This window comes from Clostridium sp. CTA-6 (assembly GCF_054768115.1).
This window is the reverse complement of the sequence record NZ_BAAAAU010000003.1, coordinates 112681-134661: the sequence shown is the minus strand read 5'-3', so window position 1 is coordinate 134661 and position 21981 is coordinate 112681. Positions and strand designations below refer to the sequence as shown.

The 21981-nt window shown below is 26.7% G+C and carries 23 protein-coding genes; 21 read left to right on the top strand and 2 right to left on the bottom strand.

The features are described from left to right. The first annotated feature begins 13 nt into the window (after positions 1 to 13). The 14 genes from cobM to ACYUDJ_RS05805 all read left to right on the top strand — a co-directional run bounded on the left by cobM (position 14) and on the right by ACYUDJ_RS05805 (position 13113). Positions 14 to 772 (top strand): precorrin-4 C(11)-methyltransferase, encoded by a 759-nt coding sequence (gene cobM, locus ACYUDJ_RS05870; RefSeq protein ID WP_003489227.1) that lies wholly within the window; start codon positions 14 to 16, stop codon positions 770 to 772. Then, positions 750 to 2024 (top strand): cobalt-precorrin 5A hydrolase, encoded by a 1275-nt coding sequence (locus ACYUDJ_RS05865; RefSeq protein ID WP_043031701.1) that lies wholly within the window; start codon positions 750 to 752, stop codon positions 2022 to 2024. Before cobM ends, ACYUDJ_RS05865 begins: the two co-directional genes overlap by 23 nt. Positions 2025 to 2301: 277 nt before the next feature. Continuing rightward, positions 2302 to 3033, top strand: a complete 732-nt coding sequence (cobJ, locus tag ACYUDJ_RS05860; protein WP_003489231.1) for a precorrin-3B C(17)-methyltransferase — start codon at positions 2302 to 2304, stop codon at positions 3031 to 3033. Positions 3034 to 3066: 33 nt separating this feature from the next. Then, positions 3067 to 3834, top strand: a complete 768-nt coding sequence (locus ACYUDJ_RS05855) for a cobalt-precorrin-6A reductase (RefSeq protein WP_003489233.1) — start codon at positions 3067 to 3069, stop codon at positions 3832 to 3834. A gap of 209 nt (positions 3835 to 4043) precedes the next feature. Continuing rightward, positions 4044 to 4532: an ECF transporter S component gene (locus ACYUDJ_RS05850; protein ID WP_003489235.1), complete on the top strand. Its 489-nt coding sequence runs from the start codon at positions 4044 to 4046 to the stop codon at positions 4530 to 4532. Between the two features lie 174 nt (positions 4533 to 4706). Then, positions 4707 to 5489, top strand: coding sequence for a sirohydrochlorin cobaltochelatase (locus ACYUDJ_RS05845; RefSeq protein WP_003489238.1), 783 nt, complete (start codon positions 4707 to 4709; stop codon positions 5487 to 5489). Between the two features lie 12 nt (positions 5490 to 5501). Continuing rightward, on the top strand, positions 5502 to 6341 hold the full coding sequence (locus tag ACYUDJ_RS05840) for a GHMP family kinase ATP-binding protein (RefSeq protein WP_003489240.1): 840 nt from the start codon (positions 5502 to 5504) through the stop codon (positions 6339 to 6341). A gap of 393 nt (positions 6342 to 6734) precedes the next feature. Continuing rightward, positions 6735 to 7256 carry a cob(I)yrinic acid a,c-diamide adenosyltransferase gene (gene cobO / locus ACYUDJ_RS05835; RefSeq protein WP_042386350.1) on the top strand — a complete coding sequence of 174 codons (522 nt, stop codon included), beginning with the start codon at positions 6735 to 6737 and terminating at the stop codon, positions 7254 to 7256. A 116-nt stretch (positions 7257 to 7372) separates the two neighbouring features. Continuing rightward, a complete protein-coding gene (locus ACYUDJ_RS05830) occupies positions 7373 to 8062 on the top strand; it encodes a Crp/Fnr family transcriptional regulator (protein WP_042386351.1) in 690 nt (229 codons plus the stop codon). A gap of 98 nt (positions 8063 to 8160) precedes the next feature. Then, complete coding sequence (locus ACYUDJ_RS05825; RefSeq protein ID WP_003489243.1) at positions 8161 to 8925, top strand: formate/nitrite transporter family protein; 765 nt, start codon at positions 8161 to 8163, stop codon at positions 8923 to 8925. 19 nt (positions 8926 to 8944) lie between these two features. Further along, positions 8945 to 9973 carry an anaerobic sulfite reductase subunit AsrA gene (gene asrA, locus ACYUDJ_RS05820; RefSeq protein WP_003489244.1) on the top strand — a complete coding sequence of 343 codons (1029 nt, stop codon included), beginning with the start codon at positions 8945 to 8947 and terminating at the stop codon, positions 9971 to 9973. Further along, positions 9960 to 10757: an anaerobic sulfite reductase subunit AsrB gene (gene asrB / locus ACYUDJ_RS05815; protein WP_003489245.1), complete on the top strand. Its 798-nt coding sequence runs from the start codon at positions 9960 to 9962 to the stop codon at positions 10755 to 10757. The genes asrA and asrB overlap by 14 nt, the downstream gene beginning before the upstream one ends. Before the next feature lie 12 nt (positions 10758 to 10769). Continuing rightward, complete coding sequence (asrC, locus tag ACYUDJ_RS05810; protein WP_003489246.1) at positions 10770 to 11735, top strand: sulfite reductase subunit C; 966 nt, start codon at positions 10770 to 10772, stop codon at positions 11733 to 11735. A gap of 355 nt (positions 11736 to 12090) precedes the next feature. Beyond that, positions 12091 to 13113: a molybdopterin-binding protein gene (locus ACYUDJ_RS05805; RefSeq protein WP_042386353.1), complete on the top strand. Its 1023-nt coding sequence runs from the start codon at positions 12091 to 12093 to the stop codon at positions 13111 to 13113. Positions 13114 to 13260: 147 nt separating this feature from the next. Here the strand turns inward: ACYUDJ_RS05805 and ACYUDJ_RS05800 are convergent, their stop codons facing one another. Then, a complete protein-coding gene (locus tag ACYUDJ_RS05800; RefSeq protein WP_003489249.1) occupies positions 13261 to 13608 on the bottom strand; it encodes a hypothetical protein in 348 nt (115 codons plus the stop codon). 231 nt (positions 13609 to 13839) lie between these two features. Here ACYUDJ_RS05800 and ACYUDJ_RS05795 point away from each other — a divergent pair, with 231 nt between their 5' ends. From ACYUDJ_RS05795 to ACYUDJ_RS05780, 4 genes are all read left to right on the top strand, one after another. Continuing rightward, on the top strand, positions 13840 to 14592 hold the full coding sequence (locus ACYUDJ_RS05795; protein WP_042386356.1) for a YiiX/YebB-like N1pC/P60 family cysteine hydrolase: 753 nt from the start codon (positions 13840 to 13842) through the stop codon (positions 14590 to 14592). 250 nt (positions 14593 to 14842) lie between these two features. Then, on the top strand, positions 14843 to 15445 hold the full coding sequence (locus ACYUDJ_RS05790) for a hypothetical protein (RefSeq protein ID WP_003489253.1): 603 nt from the start codon (positions 14843 to 14845) through the stop codon (positions 15443 to 15445). Positions 15446 to 15550: 105 nt separating this feature from the next. Then, positions 15551 to 16159 (top strand): hypothetical protein, encoded by a 609-nt coding sequence (locus tag ACYUDJ_RS05785; RefSeq protein ID WP_003489255.1) that lies wholly within the window; start codon positions 15551 to 15553, stop codon positions 16157 to 16159. A gap of 135 nt (positions 16160 to 16294) precedes the next feature. Then, positions 16295 to 17320, top strand: a complete 1026-nt coding sequence (locus tag ACYUDJ_RS05780; protein ID WP_003489257.1) for a hypothetical protein — start codon at positions 16295 to 16297, stop codon at positions 17318 to 17320. A 327-nt stretch (positions 17321 to 17647) separates the two neighbouring features. Here the strand turns inward: ACYUDJ_RS05780 and ACYUDJ_RS05775 are convergent, their stop codons facing one another. Next, complete coding sequence (locus ACYUDJ_RS05775; RefSeq protein ID WP_043031704.1) at positions 17648 to 18673, bottom strand: ABC transporter substrate-binding protein; 1026 nt, start codon at positions 18671 to 18673, stop codon at positions 17648 to 17650. A 419-nt stretch (positions 18674 to 19092) separates the two neighbouring features. Between ACYUDJ_RS05775 and ACYUDJ_RS05770 the strand changes: the two genes are divergently transcribed. Genes ACYUDJ_RS05770 through ACYUDJ_RS05760 form a run of 3 tightly spaced genes read left to right on the top strand, consistent with a single transcriptional unit; the run spans position 19093 to position 21800 of the window. Beyond that, positions 19093 to 20112: an ABC transporter permease gene (locus ACYUDJ_RS05770; RefSeq protein ID WP_003489261.1), complete on the top strand. Its 1020-nt coding sequence runs from the start codon at positions 19093 to 19095 to the stop codon at positions 20110 to 20112. A 20-nt stretch (positions 20113 to 20132) separates the two neighbouring features. After that, positions 20133 to 21020, top strand: a complete 888-nt coding sequence (locus ACYUDJ_RS05765; RefSeq protein WP_042386360.1) for an ABC transporter ATP-binding protein — start codon at positions 20133 to 20135, stop codon at positions 21018 to 21020. Between the two features lie 3 nt (positions 21021 to 21023). Continuing rightward, positions 21024 to 21800 (top strand): ABC transporter permease, encoded by a 777-nt coding sequence (locus ACYUDJ_RS05760; protein ID WP_003489265.1) that lies wholly within the window; start codon positions 21024 to 21026, stop codon positions 21798 to 21800. Positions 21801 to 21981: the final 181 nt, after the last annotated feature.

Below are 21981 nucleotides of genomic sequence, written 5' to 3'. Positions count from 1 at the left end.
TTGGAGATTTAAAATGGAAAGTAAGGTTTATTTTATAGGAGCAGGTCCTGGAGATCCAGATTTAATAACAGTAAAAGGAAGAGATATTTTAACTAAAGCAGATGTAGTTATATATGCAGGTTCTTTAGTAAGCAAAGAACATTTAGACTATTGCAAGGAAGGTGTAGAGGTTTATAATTCAGCTTCCATGACTTTAAAAGAAGTTATAAACGTTATACAAAAAGCCCATAATGAAAATAAATCTATAGTAAGACTTCATACGGGAGATCCATCTATATATGGAGCTATAAAGGAGCAAATGGATGAATTAGATAAGCTAAATATATGCTATGAGGTTGTACCAGGAGTAAGTTCTTTTTCAGCGGCTGCAGCATCTATTAAAAAGGAATTCACATTGCCAGGAGTTAGTCAAACCCTAATACTTACAAGAGTAGAGGGAAGAACACCAGTACCAGAAAAAGAAGATTTGGAAGTTTTAGCAAGTAGAGGAGCATCCATGGCACTATTTTTATCAGTAGGTATGATTGATAAAGTAGCTTTAAAATTAAAAAAGGGATATGGAAGAAATGTTCCAATAGCAGTAATTCAAAGAGCTACTTGGCAGGATGAAAAAGTAGTTATAGGAACTTTAGATGATATAGCTAAAAAGGTTAAAGATGCTAATATAACAAAAACAGCTCAAATATTAGTAGGGGATTTTATAGATTGTAAATATGACAAAAGTCTACTATATGATGAGAAATTTACCCATGAATTTAGAAAAGGAATCTAGGATAATGAAAATATCTATAATTAATGTAACCAAGATGGGTAATGATATAGCCTATAAAATAAAAGAACATATGGATGCAGATTTATATTCAAAATATGTTACAAAAGAGTTAATAGCGGAAACTAGCTTGCAATATAAGCATCCACATTGTAAAGAGAGTAATTTAAATTTATTAAATGACAAGCATTATTTTAAAAAAGAAGATTTTAATTTTAAAAAAATAGTAAAAAAATCTTTTCAAGATTATGATGCCATAATATTTATAAGTTCCACGGGTATAGCAGTAAGGGCTATTGCACCATTTATACAAAGTAAGGATAAAGATCCAGCGGTTATTGTAATAGATAGCATAGGTAAGTATGCTATAAGCCTTTTAAGTGGACATCTAGGTGGGGCCAATGAATTAACAGAAAAAATAGCTAAAACTATAGAAGCAGAACCTATAATAACCACAGCCACAGATAATTTAAATATAAAAGCTCCAGACATTGTAGCTAAAGAAAATAATTTAGTAATAGAGGATCTGAAAAAGGCAAAGGAAATAGCTGCATTACTGGTAAATGGACAAAAAGTAGCCTTTATAGATGAAGATGGTTTAATAGATTTTCCCAAAGGTTATGTTCATAACATTGAAGATGCTAAAGGGATAGTCTTTGTAACAAACAAATTATATGTAGATAAAATTTTTTTTAATGAAAATGAGCAGTTTATTTCAGAAAATAAAAGTACATATAAAAAAGAAAATTTAAATAGCAAGGAAACAGTAATATCAAAATACGCAGAGGGAAATATAAACCCAATAAATAAATCTGTACAACTAACAATAAAACATGAAGATTTGGAAAAGCAAAGCTTAAATAATAAATGTATTTTAAAATTAATAAGAAAAAATATAGTTTTAGGTATCGGTTGTAGAAAAAATTATGATGATATAACTATGAAAGAAAATGTAATAAAGGTTTTAAAAGAAGAAAATATAGATTTAAAAAGCATAAATTCTATAGTTTCCGTGGAAATAAAAAAAGATGAGAATGCAATAAAGGAGTTTTCAAAATTTTTAGGATGCCCCTTTATAACTTATAGCATAGAGGAAATAAAAAAAGTAGAACATAAATTTAAAGGTAGTGATTTTGTAAGAAAAACTATAGGAGTAGGGGCAGTGTGTGAGCCATCTATAGAATTAAAAGGCGGGAAAATAATTAAAGAAAAACAAAAACTAACTGGGATGACTTTGGCAATTGGAAAACTATAAGTTTAAAGGTCTTCCCATAAATAAAAATTTTTAAAACCTGTGAAGGTTAAGTAACCTATAAAAATCAAATAGTGATTTTAAATTAATGAAGAGCGAGACATAGATAGAAATGTTATATTTTTAAATTGTGGAATTTTTAAAGTTATTCATATAATTAGAAATACATAAAAACTAAAAAGAAAAGAGGTGAAAATTTAGTGAGGTTTGGTACTTATAAAGCATATTCTCATTAAAGATGATTAATGAAAGCTTAATATAAATCTTACTAAATACAAACATGGGAAAACTTTATGTAGTTGGTATAGGACCAGGAAGCTTAGAACATATAACAGTAAAAGCTAAAAAGGTATTAGAAGAAAGTGATATAATAGTAGGTTATTCGAAATACATAGATTATGTAAAACCTCTTATAGAAGAAAAAGAAGTACATACTACAGGAATGAAAAAAGAAGAAGAAAGATGCCAAAGGGCATTAGATTTAAGTAAGGATAAGGTTGTTTCAGTAATAAGCACAGGTGATGCTGGAATTTATGGTATGGCAGGGCTTATATTAGAAATGAACGAGGATAAGAATTTAGAAATTGAAATAATTCCAGGGGTAACAGCATCCACATCAGCGGCTTCTATAATAGGGGCACCCCTTATGCATGATAATTGTAACATAAGTTTAAGTGATTTAATGACACCTTATGAAATTATAAAAAAGAGAGTTAAATTAGCGGCAGAAGGAGATTTTGTTATATCCTTGTACAACCCTAAAAGTAAAGGAAGACCATATTATTTAAAAGAATGTATAGAGATAATAAAGGAATATAGAAGCAAGGGTACTCCCGTTGCAGTGGTGAAAAATGCCCTAAGAGATGGGGAAGAAATACGCCTATATACTTTAGAAAATTTTACAGATGATTTTGCAGATATGCTATCCACAGTAATAATAGGAAATAGTAGTAGTTTTATAAAAGAGGGTAAGTTTATAACTAGAAGGGGTTATAAAGTATATAAAGATTAAAAAATATTATATATAAAATTTAGGAGATAAAAAATGATAGCTTTAATATTAGGTACTTCAGAGGGAAGAGAAATACTTTCTTTACTAAATAAGTTTACAGATAACATATTAATATCTACAGCTACAGCTTATGGTGGAGAAATTTTAAAAAACTATAAATATAAAAAATTAAATACAAAACCTTTAAATAAAGAAGAACTTTCAAATATGCTAAAGGAGAACCAGGTAAATATATTAATTGATGCCTCTCATCCCTATGCTTTAGAAGTAACTAAAAATGCTAGAGAAGTATCAAAAGATTTAAATATAGAATATCTAAGGTATGAAAGACCATCCTCAGCAGAGGAATTTAAGGAAAATAAAAAAGTAGTATTTTTAGAGGATTATAAAGATTTAAATGAGGCTTTAAAAAATATAAAAGGTAATATATTAAACACCTCTGGTAGTAGAAATATGAATAAAATTTTAGATTTAAAACTAGAAAATAGGATAATACATAGAGTGCTTCCATCTGTAAAAGTTTTAGAAGATTGCTTTAATTTAGGGGTAAAAGTAGAGGATCTTATGGCTATAAAGGGACCTATAAGTAAAGAATTAAATAAAGCATTTATAAAGGACTATGATGCCAAGGCACTAATATTGAAAGATAGTGGACCACAGGGTGGCACAAAGGAAAAAATATTAGCCTGTCTGGAATGCAATATATATGCTTTGGTAATAAGAAGAAAGAAGATAAATTATGAAAGAGAATTTAATAATATAGAAGATTTAGTTGAATACATAAGTTCAATGATTAATTAATAATAATTAAGTATTAATGAATAAGTGTCAATAATTGATGGTCAATTTTTACGATAGGTAATTATCAATTGTTTATTAAGTGAGGACATGTATTAAATATTAAATATTAAGTATATGGTTTAAGTTGTGATCAAAATTGATTATTTATATTGTTTAAGTTGAAGATAATTTAATAGATTAAAAACTTAATATTGGAGGAAGAAAACAATATGAAAACTAAAAGATTAGTTATTGTAGGATTATTTATAGCTTTAAGTTTTGTAGGAGCAAATATAAAAATAATGGGAAGTATAGCCTTTGATTCTATGCCAGCATTTTTAGGGACATTAATATTAGGACCTATTATGGGGGCTATTATAGGGGCAGTAGCTCACTTTTTAAGTGCTTTAACTAGTGGATTTCCATTAAGTTTACCAGTACATATGATAGTTATGGTAGATATGGCAGTGACTATGTTATTATTTGGAGTAGTTTATAATAAATTAAAAAATAAAAATAATATTTTAGCAGCAATAGTTGCAACAATAGTAGCAGTTATTATAAATGGACCAGTATCTGTGTTTGCTATAATCCCTATAACAGGAAAAGGAGTATTAGCTATATTACCAATACTTTCTTTAGCAGCTTTAGCAAATGTAATAATAGCTATTATAATATATAGATTTATACCTGAAAAATATTTTGAGAGAAATAAATAAAATATTATATATTTAAGTATTAAAAACTTTAATATTATAAAAAATATATAAAGTATATATTTAAGGTATGTTAAACAAAAAAATTATAAATTTAAATTGATGCATATATTTAATGAAGTATTTAAGAAATATGTTAATTAAATAATATTATTAGGATAGATCAGGAGGATAAGAATGGATAAGAACAAAAGAGCTATATTAGTGGTTAGCTTTGGTACTAGTTATGAAGAATCATTAAAGGATTGTATAGAAAGCACAGAGAATTTTATAAAAGAAAGTTTTAAAGATTATGATATAAAAAGAGCTTTTACTTCTTACATGATAATAAATAAAATATTAAAAAGAGATAATATAAAAATAAATAATCCTATGGAAGCATTAGAAGAACTAAAAAAGGAAGGTTATGAAGAAGTTATAGTTCAACCTCTACATATAATGTTTGGAGAAGAATATGAAAAAATAGAAAAAGCTGTTCTTAAGTTTAAAGATGAATTTAAGGTATTAAAATTAGGAAAGCCTTTATTATTTAAAAATGAAGACTATAAAATAGCTACAGAAGCCTTAAAAACTCAGCTTCCTAAATTAAATAAAGAAGAAGCTATAATACTTATGGGACATGGAACAGAACATCCAGCTAATGCTGCTTATTTTCAATTTGATTATTATTTAAGAGAACACATAAATTCTAATATATATCTTTGTAGTGTAGAAAGTGATCCATCTATAGAGTCAGTAATACCCAAATTAAAGAAATCTGGAGTAAAAAATGTTTTACTAATGCCTTTTATGTTAGTGGCAGGAGATCATGCCAACAATGATATGGCAGGAGAGGATGAAGAATCCTGGAGAAATGTTTTGGAAAAGGAAGGCTTTAAAGTTGATTTATATTTAAAGGGTCTAGGAGCAAATATAGAATTTCAAAAAATATATAGAGATCATATAAAAGAAGAAATCTAAGGAGAGTATTTCATGGAAGTTACAGCTAAATATCCAGGAAGTTTTGGAGAAATACTTCAAGGAAATCTAGGGGAAAAGCCTGTATTGGTTTCTTCCCCTATAAATTTATATACATCCGTTAGACTATTTGAAAGCAAAAAAGAAAAGAATTTCTATAGAAATATTAAAGCAAATAAATTTATAAAAAATATACTTACAGATTGGGGTCACAAAGATTACATAAATACTATTCATATAGAAATAAATAGTAGAATTCCAAGAGGAAAAGGTTTAGCCAGTAGTACAGCGGATTTATGCGCTACTTATAAATGTTTAACCAAATTATTTGAAAAAAATTATTCCATAGAAGAATTACAAAAACATTGTTTAACCATAGAACCTACAGACAGCATAATATTTAATGAATTTACATTGTTTGACTATAAAAAGGGAAGCTTTAAAGAAAAATTGGGTCCCTATATAAAATTTTATATATTAGTTTTAGAGGGAAGTAGAATAATAAATACCATAGATTTTAATAATAAAAATTTAAAAAAGATGAATTCAATAGAAGATTTAATACCAGATTTAAAAGATAGTATACAAAAAAGAAATATTAAAAATATATCACAAATTTCGGAGGAAAGTATAAAAAGAAATTTTAATAGATTAAATTATGATTATTTTAATATAATAGAAAAATATAAAAATAGAACCAAAGGACTAGGCATAATAGGATGCCATAGTGGGGATGCTTTAGGCATTGCGTATGATAATAAAGAAGATTTATCAAAAGCAGAAAAAAATATTACAGATACAGGTAATTTAAAAAAGTATACTTTAGAAACGCTTTTAAGTGTTGAAGAGATATAGAAATATATATTATTTTAATACCTCAAATATAAAAAATACACTCATAAACTAATTCGTTTGGCTAAAAAGTTCTAAATATGATTCTATTAAAAATTTTCTATCCAGTAGAGGCTCCATCCTTGGATTCATCACTGGCTCCTCAGGTCCTATGAGGGATTAGAGGTTAATTTTTAATTCCACCATATTAAGAACTATTAAAGCTTATTCATACGTCTATTACATGTACTTTTTATATTTCCTATATTAAAATTTAATCTATTTTGAGATGCTTTTATCAATATAGATTTTGCCATAATAAGAGAGATATATTTTATTTTAACTTATACAGTTTTTTACTGTATTATAAGGTATATACATTATACAGAACATATAATGAAAAAGGCAGGTGTAATTATGAAAGAAGAAAAAGGATACATACAAGTTTATACAGGAAATGGTAAGGGTAAAACTACAGCAGCTTTAGGAATTTCTTTAAGAGCAGTCTGTTGTGGAAAAAAAGTTTTTTTTGGACAGTTTACAAAGGGAATGAAATATAGCGAACTAAAGGCTCCAACTATATTACCTAATTTTACTATGGAACAGTTTGGACGAGATAAATTTATATTCGGAAATCCAGAAGAAGAAGATATAAAATTAGCAAAAGAAGGACTAAAAAAGATGGAAGAAATATTAACTTCTGGTTATTATGATTTAGTTGTTATGGATGAAGTTAATATAGCTTTATATTATGGATTATTTACAGTAGAAGAAGTAATAGATGTATTAGATAAAAGAAATCCAAAGGTAGAGGTTATATTAACGGGAAGATATGCCAAAGAAGAAATAATAGAAAAAGCAGATTTGGTAACAGAAATGAAAGAAATAAAACATTACTATGAAAAAGGTGTACCTGCAAGAGTAGGAATAGAAAGTTAGAAAATAGGTAAAAGTATTTTAGTATGTGGTTTCAAATCTAATTATATTAATATTGAAATAAAAATGAATAATGGAAATATGATATATGAGAATAAAAAATGGGGGTATTAATTCTCATGAATAATTCAATAAAATATAAATTAAAAGATTTAGAGATATTTTCTAGTCTTAAAAATGATGAATTAGATATGTTAACAAATAAATTTAGAGTAATAAATTTAAAAAAAGGAGAAATTTTATTTTATGAAAGAGATTCTGTAGATAATGTATATATAGTATTAGAAGGAAAAGTTACTTTGTATAGAACTTCAGAAAATGGTCAAAAAAGAGTAATATTTATAATAGATAAGGGTAAATTTATAAATGAAATTATACTAGATAAAAAACCAGCATCTATATGTTGTGAAGGTTTTGAAAATAGTAAAGTTTTATCAATTAAAAGAAATGATTTATTATATATAATGGGTGGAAACTTTGAATTTACTCAAGAAGTGATGTTTTCAATGACCAATAAAATAAGAAGGATGTATAGACAACTAAAAAATACAGTACCTCTTAAAGTAGAAAAAAAAGTAGCAGCTAAGCTTTGGAAATTGGCTAAAGATTATGGTGAGTGTGAAAAAAATGGAGAAGTCATAAAGCTAAATATAACAGTTACTTATCTTTCAGAAATGTTAGGAAGTTCAAGGGAAACTATATCTAGGGCATTAAAAGAGTTAAAAAACAAAGAACTTATATATTATGAGGGTAAAAAAATAATAATTAAAGATAGAAATAAATTGTCAGAATTTTTTAAGGGTATGTGATTTTTATCACATACTTTTTTTATTTTACAATGTAGAATAAATTATAAGCAGTAATAAATTTTATATAACTCATTAAAAATAAAAGGGGGTTCTAGGGTATGTATAGTGAAGAAATTAACAAAATTAGTAATGTGGCAGAAAACAAAAGGGACTTATTAAGAAATAATAAAGTAGGTTATTTAGTATCTTCTGCTCTTGCAGGGATATACGTTGGCATAGGTATTATACTCATATTTACATTAGGCGGAAATTTAGCATATGTTAATTCCCCTTATGTAAAGCTTATTATGGGGCTATCCTTTGGTATAGCTTTAAGTCTTGTTATTATGGCGGGATCAGAACTTTTTACAGGAAATAATATGGTTATGATTATAGGAACATTAAATAAGAAGACTACATGGAAAGATACCTTAAGCATATGGGGATTCAGTTTTGTAGGAAATTTAATAGGATCAATGCTTTTAGCTTTAATATTTGTTAATGCAGGATTAGCGAAAGAAGCTGTAGGTAAATTTATTTTAAAAACAGCAGAAATAAAGATGACACTACCCCCTATGGAGTTATTTTTAAGAGGTTTGTTATGTAATATTTTGGTTTGTTTAGCTGTATGGTGTAGTTTAAAAATGAGAGAAGAGGCAGGAAAACTCATAATGATATTTTGGTGCTTATTTGCCTTTATATCATCAGGTTTTGAACATAGTGTAGCAAATATGACATTACTTTCTATAGCTCTATTTATACCACATGGATTAGGAGTATCCATAAGTGGATTAGCGTACAATTTAATTTTTGTTTCCTTAGGAAATATTATAGGCGGAGCATTATTTGTAGGAGCAGCCTATTATAAAATATCAAAAAAATAGTTTTAAGAGGTGAAACATAATGGGTTTTAAGATTAGAAAAGAAAATTTTAATAATGTTTTAAAAAATTTAAGAAAAGATTTTAAAGTTTATGCACCGACTACATTAGAAGGAAAGGGGACATTTTCAGATACAAATTCCATAAGATATAAAGAAATCTCGTCTGTGGAAGAAATAAATTTTAAAGAAAAATCTAATTTTTCATTTAAAGAAGTTATACTACCAATAACTCAAACATTATTTTATTTTACAGAAGACAATTGGATCGAACCTAAGACAGATAAAGAAAATATGCTTATATTTCTAAGAAGTTGTGATCTACATGGATTAAAACGCATAGATGATATATATTTAAAAAATGGAGCTGAAGATCCTTATTATAAAGCTATAAGAGAAAGAGTTAAATTTGTTGTTATGGGATGTAGTGAAAGCTTTGAAAATTGTTTTTGTGTTTCTATGGGAACTAATAAATCAGAAAATTATAATTTAGGAATAAATATAGATGAAGAAAATGTATATGTAGATATTAAAGATAATTCTTTAGAAAAATATTTTAATGGAGTACAAATAGAAGAAAAACTTGAGATAGAGCCAGATTATGTTGAAGAAAATAAAATAAAAGTAAATATATCAGATAAAATAAACTTAGCTAAAATAGTAAACCTAGATTTTTGGAATGAATATTCTGGGAGATGTATAGCCTGTGGAAGATGTAATTTTGTATGCCCAACCTGTACTTGCTTTACTATGCAGGATATATTCTATAAAGATAATGCTAAAACAGGAGAGAGGAGAAGGGTGTGGGCTTCTTGTCAGATAGATGGATACACTAATATGGCTGGAGGTCATGGATTCAGAATAGATAAGGGACAAAGGATGAGATTTAAGGTTATGCACAAGGTAAATGACTATAAAAAGAGATTTGGATATCATATGTGTGTAGGATGCGGAAGATGTGATGATGTCTGTCCAGAATATATATCTTTCTCAAATTGTGTAAATAAACTTTCAAATTTAGTAGAAGGGGTGAATTCTAATGACTGCAAATAATGTATACATGCCTTTTAAATCTGAAATATTAGATATAAAAAAGCATACAGATATAGAATATACTTTTAGAATGTCTTATGAAGGAGAAGTAAAACCAGGACAATTTTTTGAAGTATCTCTACCTAAATATGGAGAATCTCCTATATCCGTGTGCGAAATAGGAGAAGGATATGTAGATTTAACTATAAGAAGAGTAGGGGTAGTTACAGATGAAATTTATAATTATAATATTGGACAAAGCTTATTTTTAAGAGGACCTTATGGTAACGGATTTGATTTAGATAATTATAAAAATAAAGAAATAGTTGTAGTAGCAGGTGGTACAGGAGTTGCACCAGTTAAAGGAATAATGGATTATTTCTCAAAGAATCCAAAGGAATGCAAAGGTTTTAATCTTATAGTAGGATTTAAAACTATAAATAATGTACTATTTAAAGAAGATATAGAAAGATGGAAAGAAAATATTGATGTAACTGTTACATTAGATGTGGCAGAGGAAGGCTATAAAGGCAATACAGGTCTTGTAACTAAATACATTCCAGAATTAGATATAAAAGATAAGGAAAATGTACAGATTGTAGTAGTAGGACCACCTATAATGATGAAATTTGCAGTAGCAGAGTTTTTAAAATTAGGAATAAAAGAAGAAAATATTTGGATATCTCAAGAAAGAAAAATGTGCTGTGGACTTGGAAAATGTGGTCATTGTAAAATAGATGATACTTATATTTGCCTAGACGGTCCAGTTTTTAATTATGTAAAGGGAAAAACTCTTATAGATTAGGGAGGATTTTAAATGGATATTAATACTAAAGCTATAAAAAAGAATGCATTTAGAGTTACAAAACATAGAGGTAAAACAGCTTTAAGAGTGAGGGTTCCTGGGGGAGACCTGCCAGTAAAGTATTTTGCTATATTAGCTAAAATAGCTGAAGAATATGGTAATGGAAAAGTTCATGTAACTACAAGGCAAGGATTTGAAATTCCAGATTTAGATTTTAATAAAATGGATGAAATAAATAAATTAATACAACCGGTTATAGAGGGGCTAAATATAAACCAAGATAAAATAGGAAAAGGATATTCAGCAGCTGGAACTAGGAACGTAACTTCCTGTGTAGGAAATGAAGTCTGTCCTTTTGCTAATTATAATACTGCAAAATTTGCTAAAAGAATAGAAAAGTCTATATTCCCTAATGACTATCATGTAAAAGTAGCTCTTACAGGATGTCCAAATGACTGCATAAAAGCTAGAATGCATGACTTTGGAATATTAGGAATGACAGAACCTCAATATGATAAGTACAGATGTATAGGCTGCATGGCCTGTGTTAACAACTGTAAAAAAAGGGTTACAGGAGCTTTAAGATTTGAAAACTTTAAAGTTATAAGGGACCATGAAAAGTGTATAGGATGTGGAGAGTGTGTAGGTAAATGTCCTACGGGAGCATGGACTCGTAGCAAAGAAAAATATTATAAATTAGCTATAATGGGAAGAACAGGCAAGAAGAATCCTAGACTTGCAGAAGATTTTATAAAGTGGGTAGATGAGGATAGTATAGTAAAAATAATAGTAAATACCTATGATTATATACATGAATATATAGACAAGGATGCTCCAGGTGGGAAGGAACATATAGGTTATATAGTAGATAGAACAGGATATCAAGAATTTAAAAAATGGGCATTAAAAGATATAAATCTAAAAGAAAAAGCAGAGTTAGCTAAAAATATAAATTGGAGTGGAATAAAGTATAAATAGTATTAGAAATATTAGAAACCAAATGATTATTATTTTATAATTAAATGTAAAAAGTAGTGTATTTTGATAGAGATTCAAAATACATTGTTTTTTGTTTTGAAATATATTATTTTTTAGTATATTCATCATTTAATCGAAGAAGTATTCCTAATCCGTAATACACGCTATCTAATATGTATTATGCTAGAAATCTATTATTTTCAAATTTAACATAATATAGGATAGATTATATGTTAAAATATGTAGTTTAGTAGTATAATATAAGAAAGAATTTTACAAAAAATTATAAAATATAAATAGATTTACAGTATTGTGAGAGAATACAATGATAAAAGTTAAAAATGGGGGATTTTATATGAAAAAAATATCTGTAAAAGAAGCAGTAGGATGTGTATTATGTCATGATATAACGCAGATAATTCCAGGGAAAATCAAAGATAGAGCTTTTAAAAAGGGTCATATAATTAGAGAAGAAGATGTGCCTGTATTACTATCTTTAGGAAAAGACAACATATATATATGGGAGAAAAAAGAAGGATATTTACATGAAAATGAGGCAGCAGAAAGACTTAAAGATTTATCAGCAGGAGATGGACTAGCCTTTTCAGAAGTAAAAGAGGGAAAAATAAATTTTATTGCAAATAGAGATGGAATTTTAAAAATAGATAAAGAACTTTTAATGGAATTAAATCTAATAGATGAGATTATGTTTGCTACAAGACATAACAATATGACAGTTAAAAAAGGGGAAAAAGTAGCCGGTACAAGAGTAATTCCACTTGTTATTGATGAAAAAAAGATATTAGAAGCAGAAAAATTAACTAAAGGTAAAAAAATAGTAAGTGTTAAGCCATATAAAAAATTAAAAGTAGGATTAATTGTTACAGGAAATGAGGTTTATTATGGAAGAATAAAAGATGCTTTTTCACCAGTAATAGAAGAAAAGATATCTAAATTTAATTGCGACATAATAGACAAGGTTATATTATCAGATAATCCAAAAATCATAACTGAAACTATAGAAAATTATATAGATAAAGGAGCAGATATTATACTTTGCACAGGTGGCATGTCCGTAGATCCAGATGATACTACTCCAACAGCTATTAAAAATACTGGGGGAGAAATAATATCCTATGGAGCACCAGTGCTTCCAGGAGCAATGTTTTTAGTTGCATATAAGGATGATATTCCCATTTTAGGATTACCTGGTTGTGTAATGTATGCTAAAACAACTATTTTTGATTTAATTCTTCCAAGAGTAATTGCTGGAGAAAGAGTAACAAAAAGAGAATTAGCAGCATATGGACATGGAGGATTTTGTGCAGAATGTGAAGTCTGTAGATATCCCAACTGCAGCTTTGGTAAAGGATGGTAATATAGTTATTTTAAAATATGAAAATAAAGAAATAATTTTGCTATAATAGTATTTTTATTAAGTCACCATTAGAGGGAAAAATCTTCCTAAATATTATAATGTTTAGGAAGATTTATAATTATTGTTTAAGGTATATATACTTTTTTATTAAGTAGTTAAATTTTTCATTAATAATACTGCGATTATATTTAAAAAAATATAAAAGGGTGTATAAATTAATGCTGAAACATTAAGAAAAAATAACATTATAACAAGTAAACTTAAAAATAATAATATTAATTCGACCAATAAATTAACTTTTAATATTCCAGATATAAAACCTAGAATAAGACATATTATTGGATATCCCAAAAAAAGTAGTGATAAAAGTGAAGGATTATCTGGTTTATTATTTAAATTTAATATAATAGTTATTGGTAAAGTTAGAGAAATAAATGAGAGAATTAAAAATATACCATCCTTAGTTAAATTTTTTTTATTAATTTCAAAGTTCATTTAATGATCCCCCTATGAAGTAAATGTTTTCATATAATAATTATACCATTTAATACATAATAAGGTAAGGGATAAGAAATATGGCGGAATTTTATTGTAATTCAGTTGCAAAATAATACAAATTATTACTATTTAATATGATAATATATAAATTGTAATAAAATACAATTAATTATGTGCACTAATTAATCTGAATATTTCATTACTATGAAGAATAAAAGGGGTTTTGGTATGAATAAAAAAAATATTGGTATTATATTATTAGCAATTTCCATTTTTGCCATATCAAGCAGTAATGTTAAGGCTGCTGAAAATAATATGGAAGGAAAGCAGAAATATACTATTGAAGAAAAACAAGTTATAGAAAAAAACGATAAAGAAATGAAAGAATTAATTAATAACTGGGATAAAATAAAAGAAGCTACACCAGAAGAATTTATTAAAATAGAAAAAGAAAAGAAATCAAAGTTTAAACCTAATAATGTAAGATCCTTTAGTGCAGGAGATAATACTAATAGGACTCAAGAAGAATATCTTAGAGATTATGAAGATTTTTTAGGTGGATACGGAGATATTTTGATTACTCCTATGGGAAAATATGATAGTTTTACAGGACATGCTGGAATAGTGTGTGTTGATAATCAATATACTATTGAAGCTTACCCTATAGGAAAACAAGTAGAAGGAGTTCAACGAAGGGTAAATAATTGGAAAGATAGATATGATAAAGTTATACTTGCTGGGGTTAATGGGGCAGATGAGCCTCATTATAGAAATGCTATAAAATATGCAGAAGAAAAAATAGGCCTTGGATATAATTATAATATATTAAATAAATGGACCACAAATAGATTTTATTGCTCACAAATTGTTTGGAGAGCTTGGATGGAACAAGGATTTGATTTAGATAAAGATGGCGGAAGTGCTGTTCTTCCTAATGATCTAATAAGTGATAAATTACAAATATTAAAAGCATCTAAGTAGAAATAAGTATTTTATTTAGTTGTAATTTTTTCATGTTTATTTTTAACTGTAAAAGTTTTAGCATCTACAATAATCAATCTAAATACTAGAGCTTTTTAAAACTAAGTTAACAAAAATACTTATACATCCATTAAGATTAGAATTCTCAATAGAAAAATTTAACCATTGTAACATTATTTATATTAAAATCATATATTAAAAAAGAGAATTTTATTTTAAATTTTTTAATATCTTCAAAAGGAGTTTTTTTATGGAGTATTCAGTAATCTTTAAAAATGAATCTGCAAACTCTGGAGATGTTTGTATTTATCAAGAAGATCCCGATTTAGATATAGCCAGTTTAGCATGGTTAACTAAATTTATTCATCCAATGACAACTGTAAAATTTACTTGGTCTACTGATTATATTTTCATATGGATTAAAACTGATAAATTGCATTCAAAAACCATTATTCAATCTAGTGAAATTATGAATACTGATTTAAATAAAAACAATATGGTTGAATTATCCTATGAGAATAATGCTTATATGTTTAAAAATTTACAAACTAATTTAGATAAGGCAGATGAACTATGTATAGTTGAAAACGGATCTATTCCTTTAAATGATGCACTTGTTGGTATAGGCATGTCTGGTGTTGGTACTTTTGTTAAACAAGCTCAGCCTAATAGAAATCTTTCATTTAAGCCTAACCCTCAATATTGGATTACATTTGGGAGATATTTTCAAGGAGAAGTTTTAGATACTAATAGAATAAATAATAAAGTATTATTAGGATTTAAACCTAATTTATATTGTTTAACAGTTACTTTGAAAGAAGATAATCAATGGGAAATAATACCTAGGATTTAACATAAAATTATTTATTTGTAACATAAATTTTAATAATAGCATATGTTAAAATGAAAGAAGAAAAATTTTTCTTCTTTTTTAATATATTCAAAAGGGGTTTTTTTTATGGAATATTCAGTAACTTTTAAAAATGAATCTTCAAACTTTGGAGATATTTGTATTTATCAAGAAGATCCAAATTTAGATATAGATGTAATGAGTTTAGCATGGTTAACTAAATCTGCTCATCCAATGACAACTGTAAAATTTACTTGGTCTACTGATTATGTTTTTGTATGGGGAGAAAGTGGTGAATTGCAGCCTGGAACTATATTTAAATCTAGTCAAATTATAGGTGCTGATTTGAATACAAATAATATGGTTGAATTATCCTATGAAAATAATGCTTATAAATTTAAGAATTTGCAAACTAGCCCAGATAAAGAAGGAGAACTATATATAGTTGAGAATTCATCTATTCCTTTAAATGAAGCCATTGTTGGTATAGGTATGTCTGGTTTTGGTACTTTTGTTAAACAAGCTCAGCCTAATATGAACTTATTTTTTAGGCCTCATCCTAAATATTGGATTTCATTTGGAGAATATTCACAAGGTGAAGTTTTAGATATTACTAGGATAACCAACAAAGCATTATTAGAATTTAAACCTAATGTATACTCTTTAACAGCTACTTTAAGCCAAGATAACTCTTGGGAAATAACTACTAGTGTTTAATATAATATTACAGGACAAGCTAATTAAATTTAAAAATAGGAGCAATTGTAATTGTTCCTATTTTTGGTACTCTACAAAAATTACTTGCTGAATCTAAGATTAATAAAGAATATATTTAAAAAGGAGAAAAATATTATGAGAAAAAAGCAGATATACATATTAGTCTTATTAGGAATATTAATATTATTATCAAGTTTAGGAATACATTATTATAATAATAAAGCTTTTATTGGCATACTTTTTTCAGATGCATCAATTAAAGACAGTGAACTAAAAATTTTAAATGAGAATTTCCATAATAAAAAAAGTATTAAATTAAATGCTATGGATGCTCCTATGGTATCATATATTAACAATTCAGTATATATTCCCACTTCCCTTGATAATAAATTGTTTTATATAGATAATAATTTTAAAGTATCTGAAGAAAAAGTAGATGATGGAGCAAGCTTTGTTAGAACTAAAAAAAATGGACAACTTATATTATTCAATCTTCCAAGAAATAAAATCAATGGGGATAATAATAGAGTGTATTTTTCTTGTAATAATAAAAAGAATGCACTTGATATTAAAAATTCCTTATTATTATGTGGAGATTTTGATAATAAATATATATATGTTATAGGTGCTAAATTTGATAGTGATACGGATACAGAAACATATCTATTTATTATAGATAGATCTAATTTTAAATTAGTAGAAGAAAAGAAAATGCCTACTAATGTAAGAGTAATTTCAACAGAATTAATAGATAATAAATTATTTATCAGTGTTGATGCAAAAGTGGATTATTTTTTATATTATGATATTTTAGATAAAAAAATAAAAAACATTAATTATAATAAATTAATTAAAAATAATTTAGATATAAGTAAAATAGTTTATGATGATAATAATATATTTTTAGTTTCCCTTACAGGAGATATTGTGAAATTAGATAGAAAGAAACTTCTTATAACTGATGTTAAAACTCTATATAACAGAAGAATAATTGGTGCTGATATTAAAGATAATAAACTATATTTATTAAATAAATATGAGGAAAATAGAAAAGTTGCTAGAGTAAATGTGCTTGATGCAAGTACTTTAAAACAAATAAAAGAAATATCAGTAGGGCCTATAAGGAACACTATGCCTCAAGATATTTTCATTTATAAATAAGTATGTTCTTATTGTTTTTAAGGAAAAGGAAAATGATTTAAAGTGAATATAAATTTTTACATTAAAACCAAATCAATGAAATTTTAGAAGATAATAAGGTAATATTGATATTATCTTTTTTTCTTATTACTTTTAAAACATGGAATAAAAATTATACTTTTTAAAACTTAAACTAGCTTCCTTTGGTTTAAAACGTAGGGAGATGTGGAGTAGAAGGCATTGAATAAGAACCTCTTATTCAATGCCTTTATGACAATACATTCTTTTAAAAATCAGGGGTTGTACAATTTTTAAAAGTACTAATTATTTATTATATATTAGTATCAATTAAAATTTATCAGGGTAGAACTCTTTAGCTAATTTTTTTACAGTGCCTGGAACTCTTTCACCAGGATATAATTCAGTTAATTCAACTTTTATAAATTTATTATTTTTTATAGCATTTACATCCTTTAAAGCAGGATTTGCTTTAAGGGCTTTAACTTTGTTTTCAAAAGTTTCTCCGCCGTTTCCAACAGAATATTCTAAAATCATTATTACGTCAGGATTTTTCTTTATTACTTCTTCCATAGATACCTCTGGATAAGTTTTATCTATATTTCCAAATATGTTTTCTCCTTGAGCTAGTGAGATTATTTCATTACTTATACCTTTTCCAATTACTGCAGCTTTATCTGTTCCCGAATCATATCCTAAAACCTTAACTTTTTTATCAATATCTTTAATTTTATCTGTAGTTTCTTTTAATTCTGATTTAATCTTATTATTTACTTCTTTTGCTTTGTCTTCTTTGTCAAAGATTATTCCAAGATTATTAAAGTCCTCATATATAGAATCTATTGTTGCATTTGCTTCTCCAGATCTTGGAATATAAGCTTTTATTTTATTCTCGTTTAACCAATCTATAGTACCAACACCTTTATCGTTAAAACTGCTACCCCAACTTATTATAAAATCCACACCATTTGATAGTAGTTGTTCTTTAGAGGGATGAGTTTTACTCATAACGGTCACCTTATCATAAGCAGGCTTTAAAGCTGGAAGTATATTGTTTTCAGCATAAGCTGTACCAGCCATTTGGTCTTCTAATCCCATAGAGAGCATCATTTCTATCATGCAATTTGTTATAGCCAAAGCTTTTTTAGGTTTTTTATCATAAGTCATTGAGAATTTGCTAACACTGTCATCATGTCTGCTAGTTTGTACAAAATCTAGTTTTAGTGGTTTATTAGCAGATTGTTCATTTTTACTATTTTCTTTATTTGTGCTAGTATTTTTTGAATTAGAGCAGCCAGTAACACCTCCTACTAATATTAATGTCGATAATGTTATAGCGATTAACTTTTTGTTCATAAATAAATCCTCCTAAATTCTTTACTTTGTTTTACATTAACAATCAATTATAAAGTGTGCATAAAATATAGTTAATTGTTAACTAAGGAAAGAAATATCACATGACAATACCGATTCTAACATGAATTGTAAAAAAAGGCAAATCATTACTGATAAATAAAAGTGTTTTAGTGAAAATTTACTAAAAAAATATATAATTCATTCTTTTAGCGAATTGAGTCGTCTTTTTAACTACATAGCTATTTTTAAAACAAGGATAGGATAACTTATTTTAAAATTTTAATTTTTTATTTGTAAGGTTTATTTAAGATTACATTTAATAAGCTGTAAGTTAGTGAAACTATAATAATAATTGTTCCAAGGAAAAAGGATAAAAAATTATAAAATATAATGAACTTAATAAATTAGGAGGAAAAAGTATGATTGGTTGGGAGATAAAAAAAATAGCAAAATCAAAAATTGCTTTAATTGCAATAGCAATCTTTATTCTTTTAACATCCATAATGGCAATAGTAAAACCAACTTTGGAGGATGAAATAAAGCATGTAAATGAACAGCATGAAACAGTTGTAGATAAAAGAGCACCTATTGTAATTGGTAAAGAAAATTTTAATAAAAAAATTGATGGGTTAGTAGAAGCCTCTAAGTCTAATGGAAAAGATTCTATGGAAAAAAGGATAGCAGAGGATTCTAAAAAGAAAATAGAAAATATAAAAGATAATGAATATAAAGAGGTTAATTTTTGGAAAGTTTTTAGTTATAGAAGTACTCATTCAGTTGCTAGTTTTTTTATGTTGATAATGATCATGTTAATTGTTAGTAATATTTATATTAATGAAAAGATATCATCCGTAGATAATTTGATTTTATCATCTAAAAATAAATTTAAATGTTTATATTCAAAAATGTTTTTAGCTATATTAATACCTGTTATATTTTATTCAGTATATTTAGGATTGGAATTTTTAATAACAATAATTCAATATGGCACACCAGTAAATGGAAATTTACAAGCCTTTAGAATAGTGGATAATTTTATTCTTCTAAAGGGTGACCCAACAATAGTAAATTATGTTTTATCAAGAGTTTCTGTAATGTATCTAGTATTAATAAGTATATCTTTAGTTATATTCTTATTTTCATCTACATTAAGTAATTCTTTAGCAGTAATAAGCGGCGGAGCTATATTTATTGTATTGGGTAAAGTATGTATGCTTCTAAAGTTCTTACCTAAAAAGCTATTAATGATATTAGACAAAGTTAATTATATTGATATGCTTAGTTATTTTGATATAAATATAGGAATGAACTGGGGCAATATATCTATAATGGGTAATAATTTTGATCTTATAAATTTTTCAATAGGAATAGTTGGTTTAATAATATTACTTAGCATTTTATTAATAATAATAAACTTTAAAAAATTTATAACTAATTAAAATATATGGAGGAATGGAAAATGAATAAATTAGAAATAAAAAATTTAAATAAAAGATTTGGAGTAAAAAAGGCTACTGATGATATAACAATAACTTTAGAAAATGGAGTTTATGGATTATTAGGACCTAATGGAGCAGGAAAAACAACTTTAATGAAACAAATAACCACTTTATTAACACCAGATAGCGGAGAAATAATTTTTAATGGAAAGAATATTAAAGAAAATGAAGATGAATATAGAGGATATATAGGATACTTACCACAGGATTTTGAAGCATATAAGAATTTTTCAGCTAAAGAATTTTTAAGTTATATGGCTGCATTAAAGGGATTAGATAAAGGACAAGCTAAGGATAAAATTGATGAACTCTTACACTTAGTTGGATTATATGATGTTAGAAATAAAAAAGTAGGAAAATTTTCAGGAGGTATGAAAAGAAGAGTTGGAATTGCACAGGTCTTATTAAATGATCCCAAAATAATGGTATTAGATGAACCTACAGCAGGGTTGGATCCACAAGAAAGAAGCAGATTTAGAAATCTTATAGCGGATATATCAAGGGATAAAATAATAATTTTATCTACTCACATAATTTCAGATATTGAATCTGTAGCTAAAGAAACAATAATGATAAAAAATGGTGCACTCTTAATGCAAGGAACCCATGAAGATATATTAAGAGGGATGAAAAATAAGGTATATGTAATAAGAACTAAAGATGAAAGAGAAATTGCACAAATACAACAAAAATATAAAATAGTTAATTTCCAAAGGGGAATAGACCATACTGAAGTTAGAGTCGTGTCAGAAACAATACCTAGTTTTAAGGATGTAGATATTGCTGAACCAAAATTTGAAGATGTATATATGTTTTACTTTGATTTAGAAGATACTAAGGAGGTTTAATTCATGGGAAGAATTATAAAATTTGAAATGAAAAAAATGTTGTTAAGATTAGGGGTTATAATTCCCTGGATTTTAGTAGCACTACTTTCTACAATTCTATTAAATACTGCGGGAAATGATGTTGTTGAAATTTATTCAAGTGTATTTGATAAGAGTTATGGTATAGCTCCATTAATAGGATTATTGACTTTTACAATTGTTTCAGGATCATATACTAAAGAATATGACAACAATATGGTAGGACTTATAAATAGTACAGAAAATGGTAAAAAAAATATAGTTAAAGCTAAAGCAATAGCGGCTGGAATATCTGTTTCTATAGTTAATCTATCAATTGTCTTAATAATATATTTAAGTGCATTAAGAAAAACTGGGGGAAAAGGACTAGAACTTCCATTAAAATCATTATGGTATTTTGGAAACAGTGGATCAAGCATTAAAGTTTATCAAATGATGATAATTATGATTTTAACTATAATAATAGGATCTTTTATATTTGCACAAATTGGATTGTTTTTATCATCAATAAGTAAGTCAGCAGTTATACCATTTATATTTGGTGGATTAATAATGGGAATACCTTACTTGTTAGAAGGATTTCTTATACGTGCAGGTAACAATGGTAGCATTTTGCCTTATACACCACTTTGGGGAATGTATTCTTGTCAGATAGTAAGATATAAAGCTTCCATGGGGATGGCATTAGGAACTTTAGCAATAATATTTGTAATTGTTATGACAGTATTATCAAAAGCAAGTAATAAGGCCTTTTCAAAATAAAAAGTTAAAAGGGTATGTTTTAGAAAAGATTTGATTTTAACACAGCAAAGATTAAAAATACACTAATAAACAGAATCTTTTTGCTAAGCAGTTCTAAATCTGATTTCATTAAAAATTTTCTACATGGTCAAGGCGCTATTTGTGGCTTAACTTATGGCACCTCACATCCTGTGAGTAATTA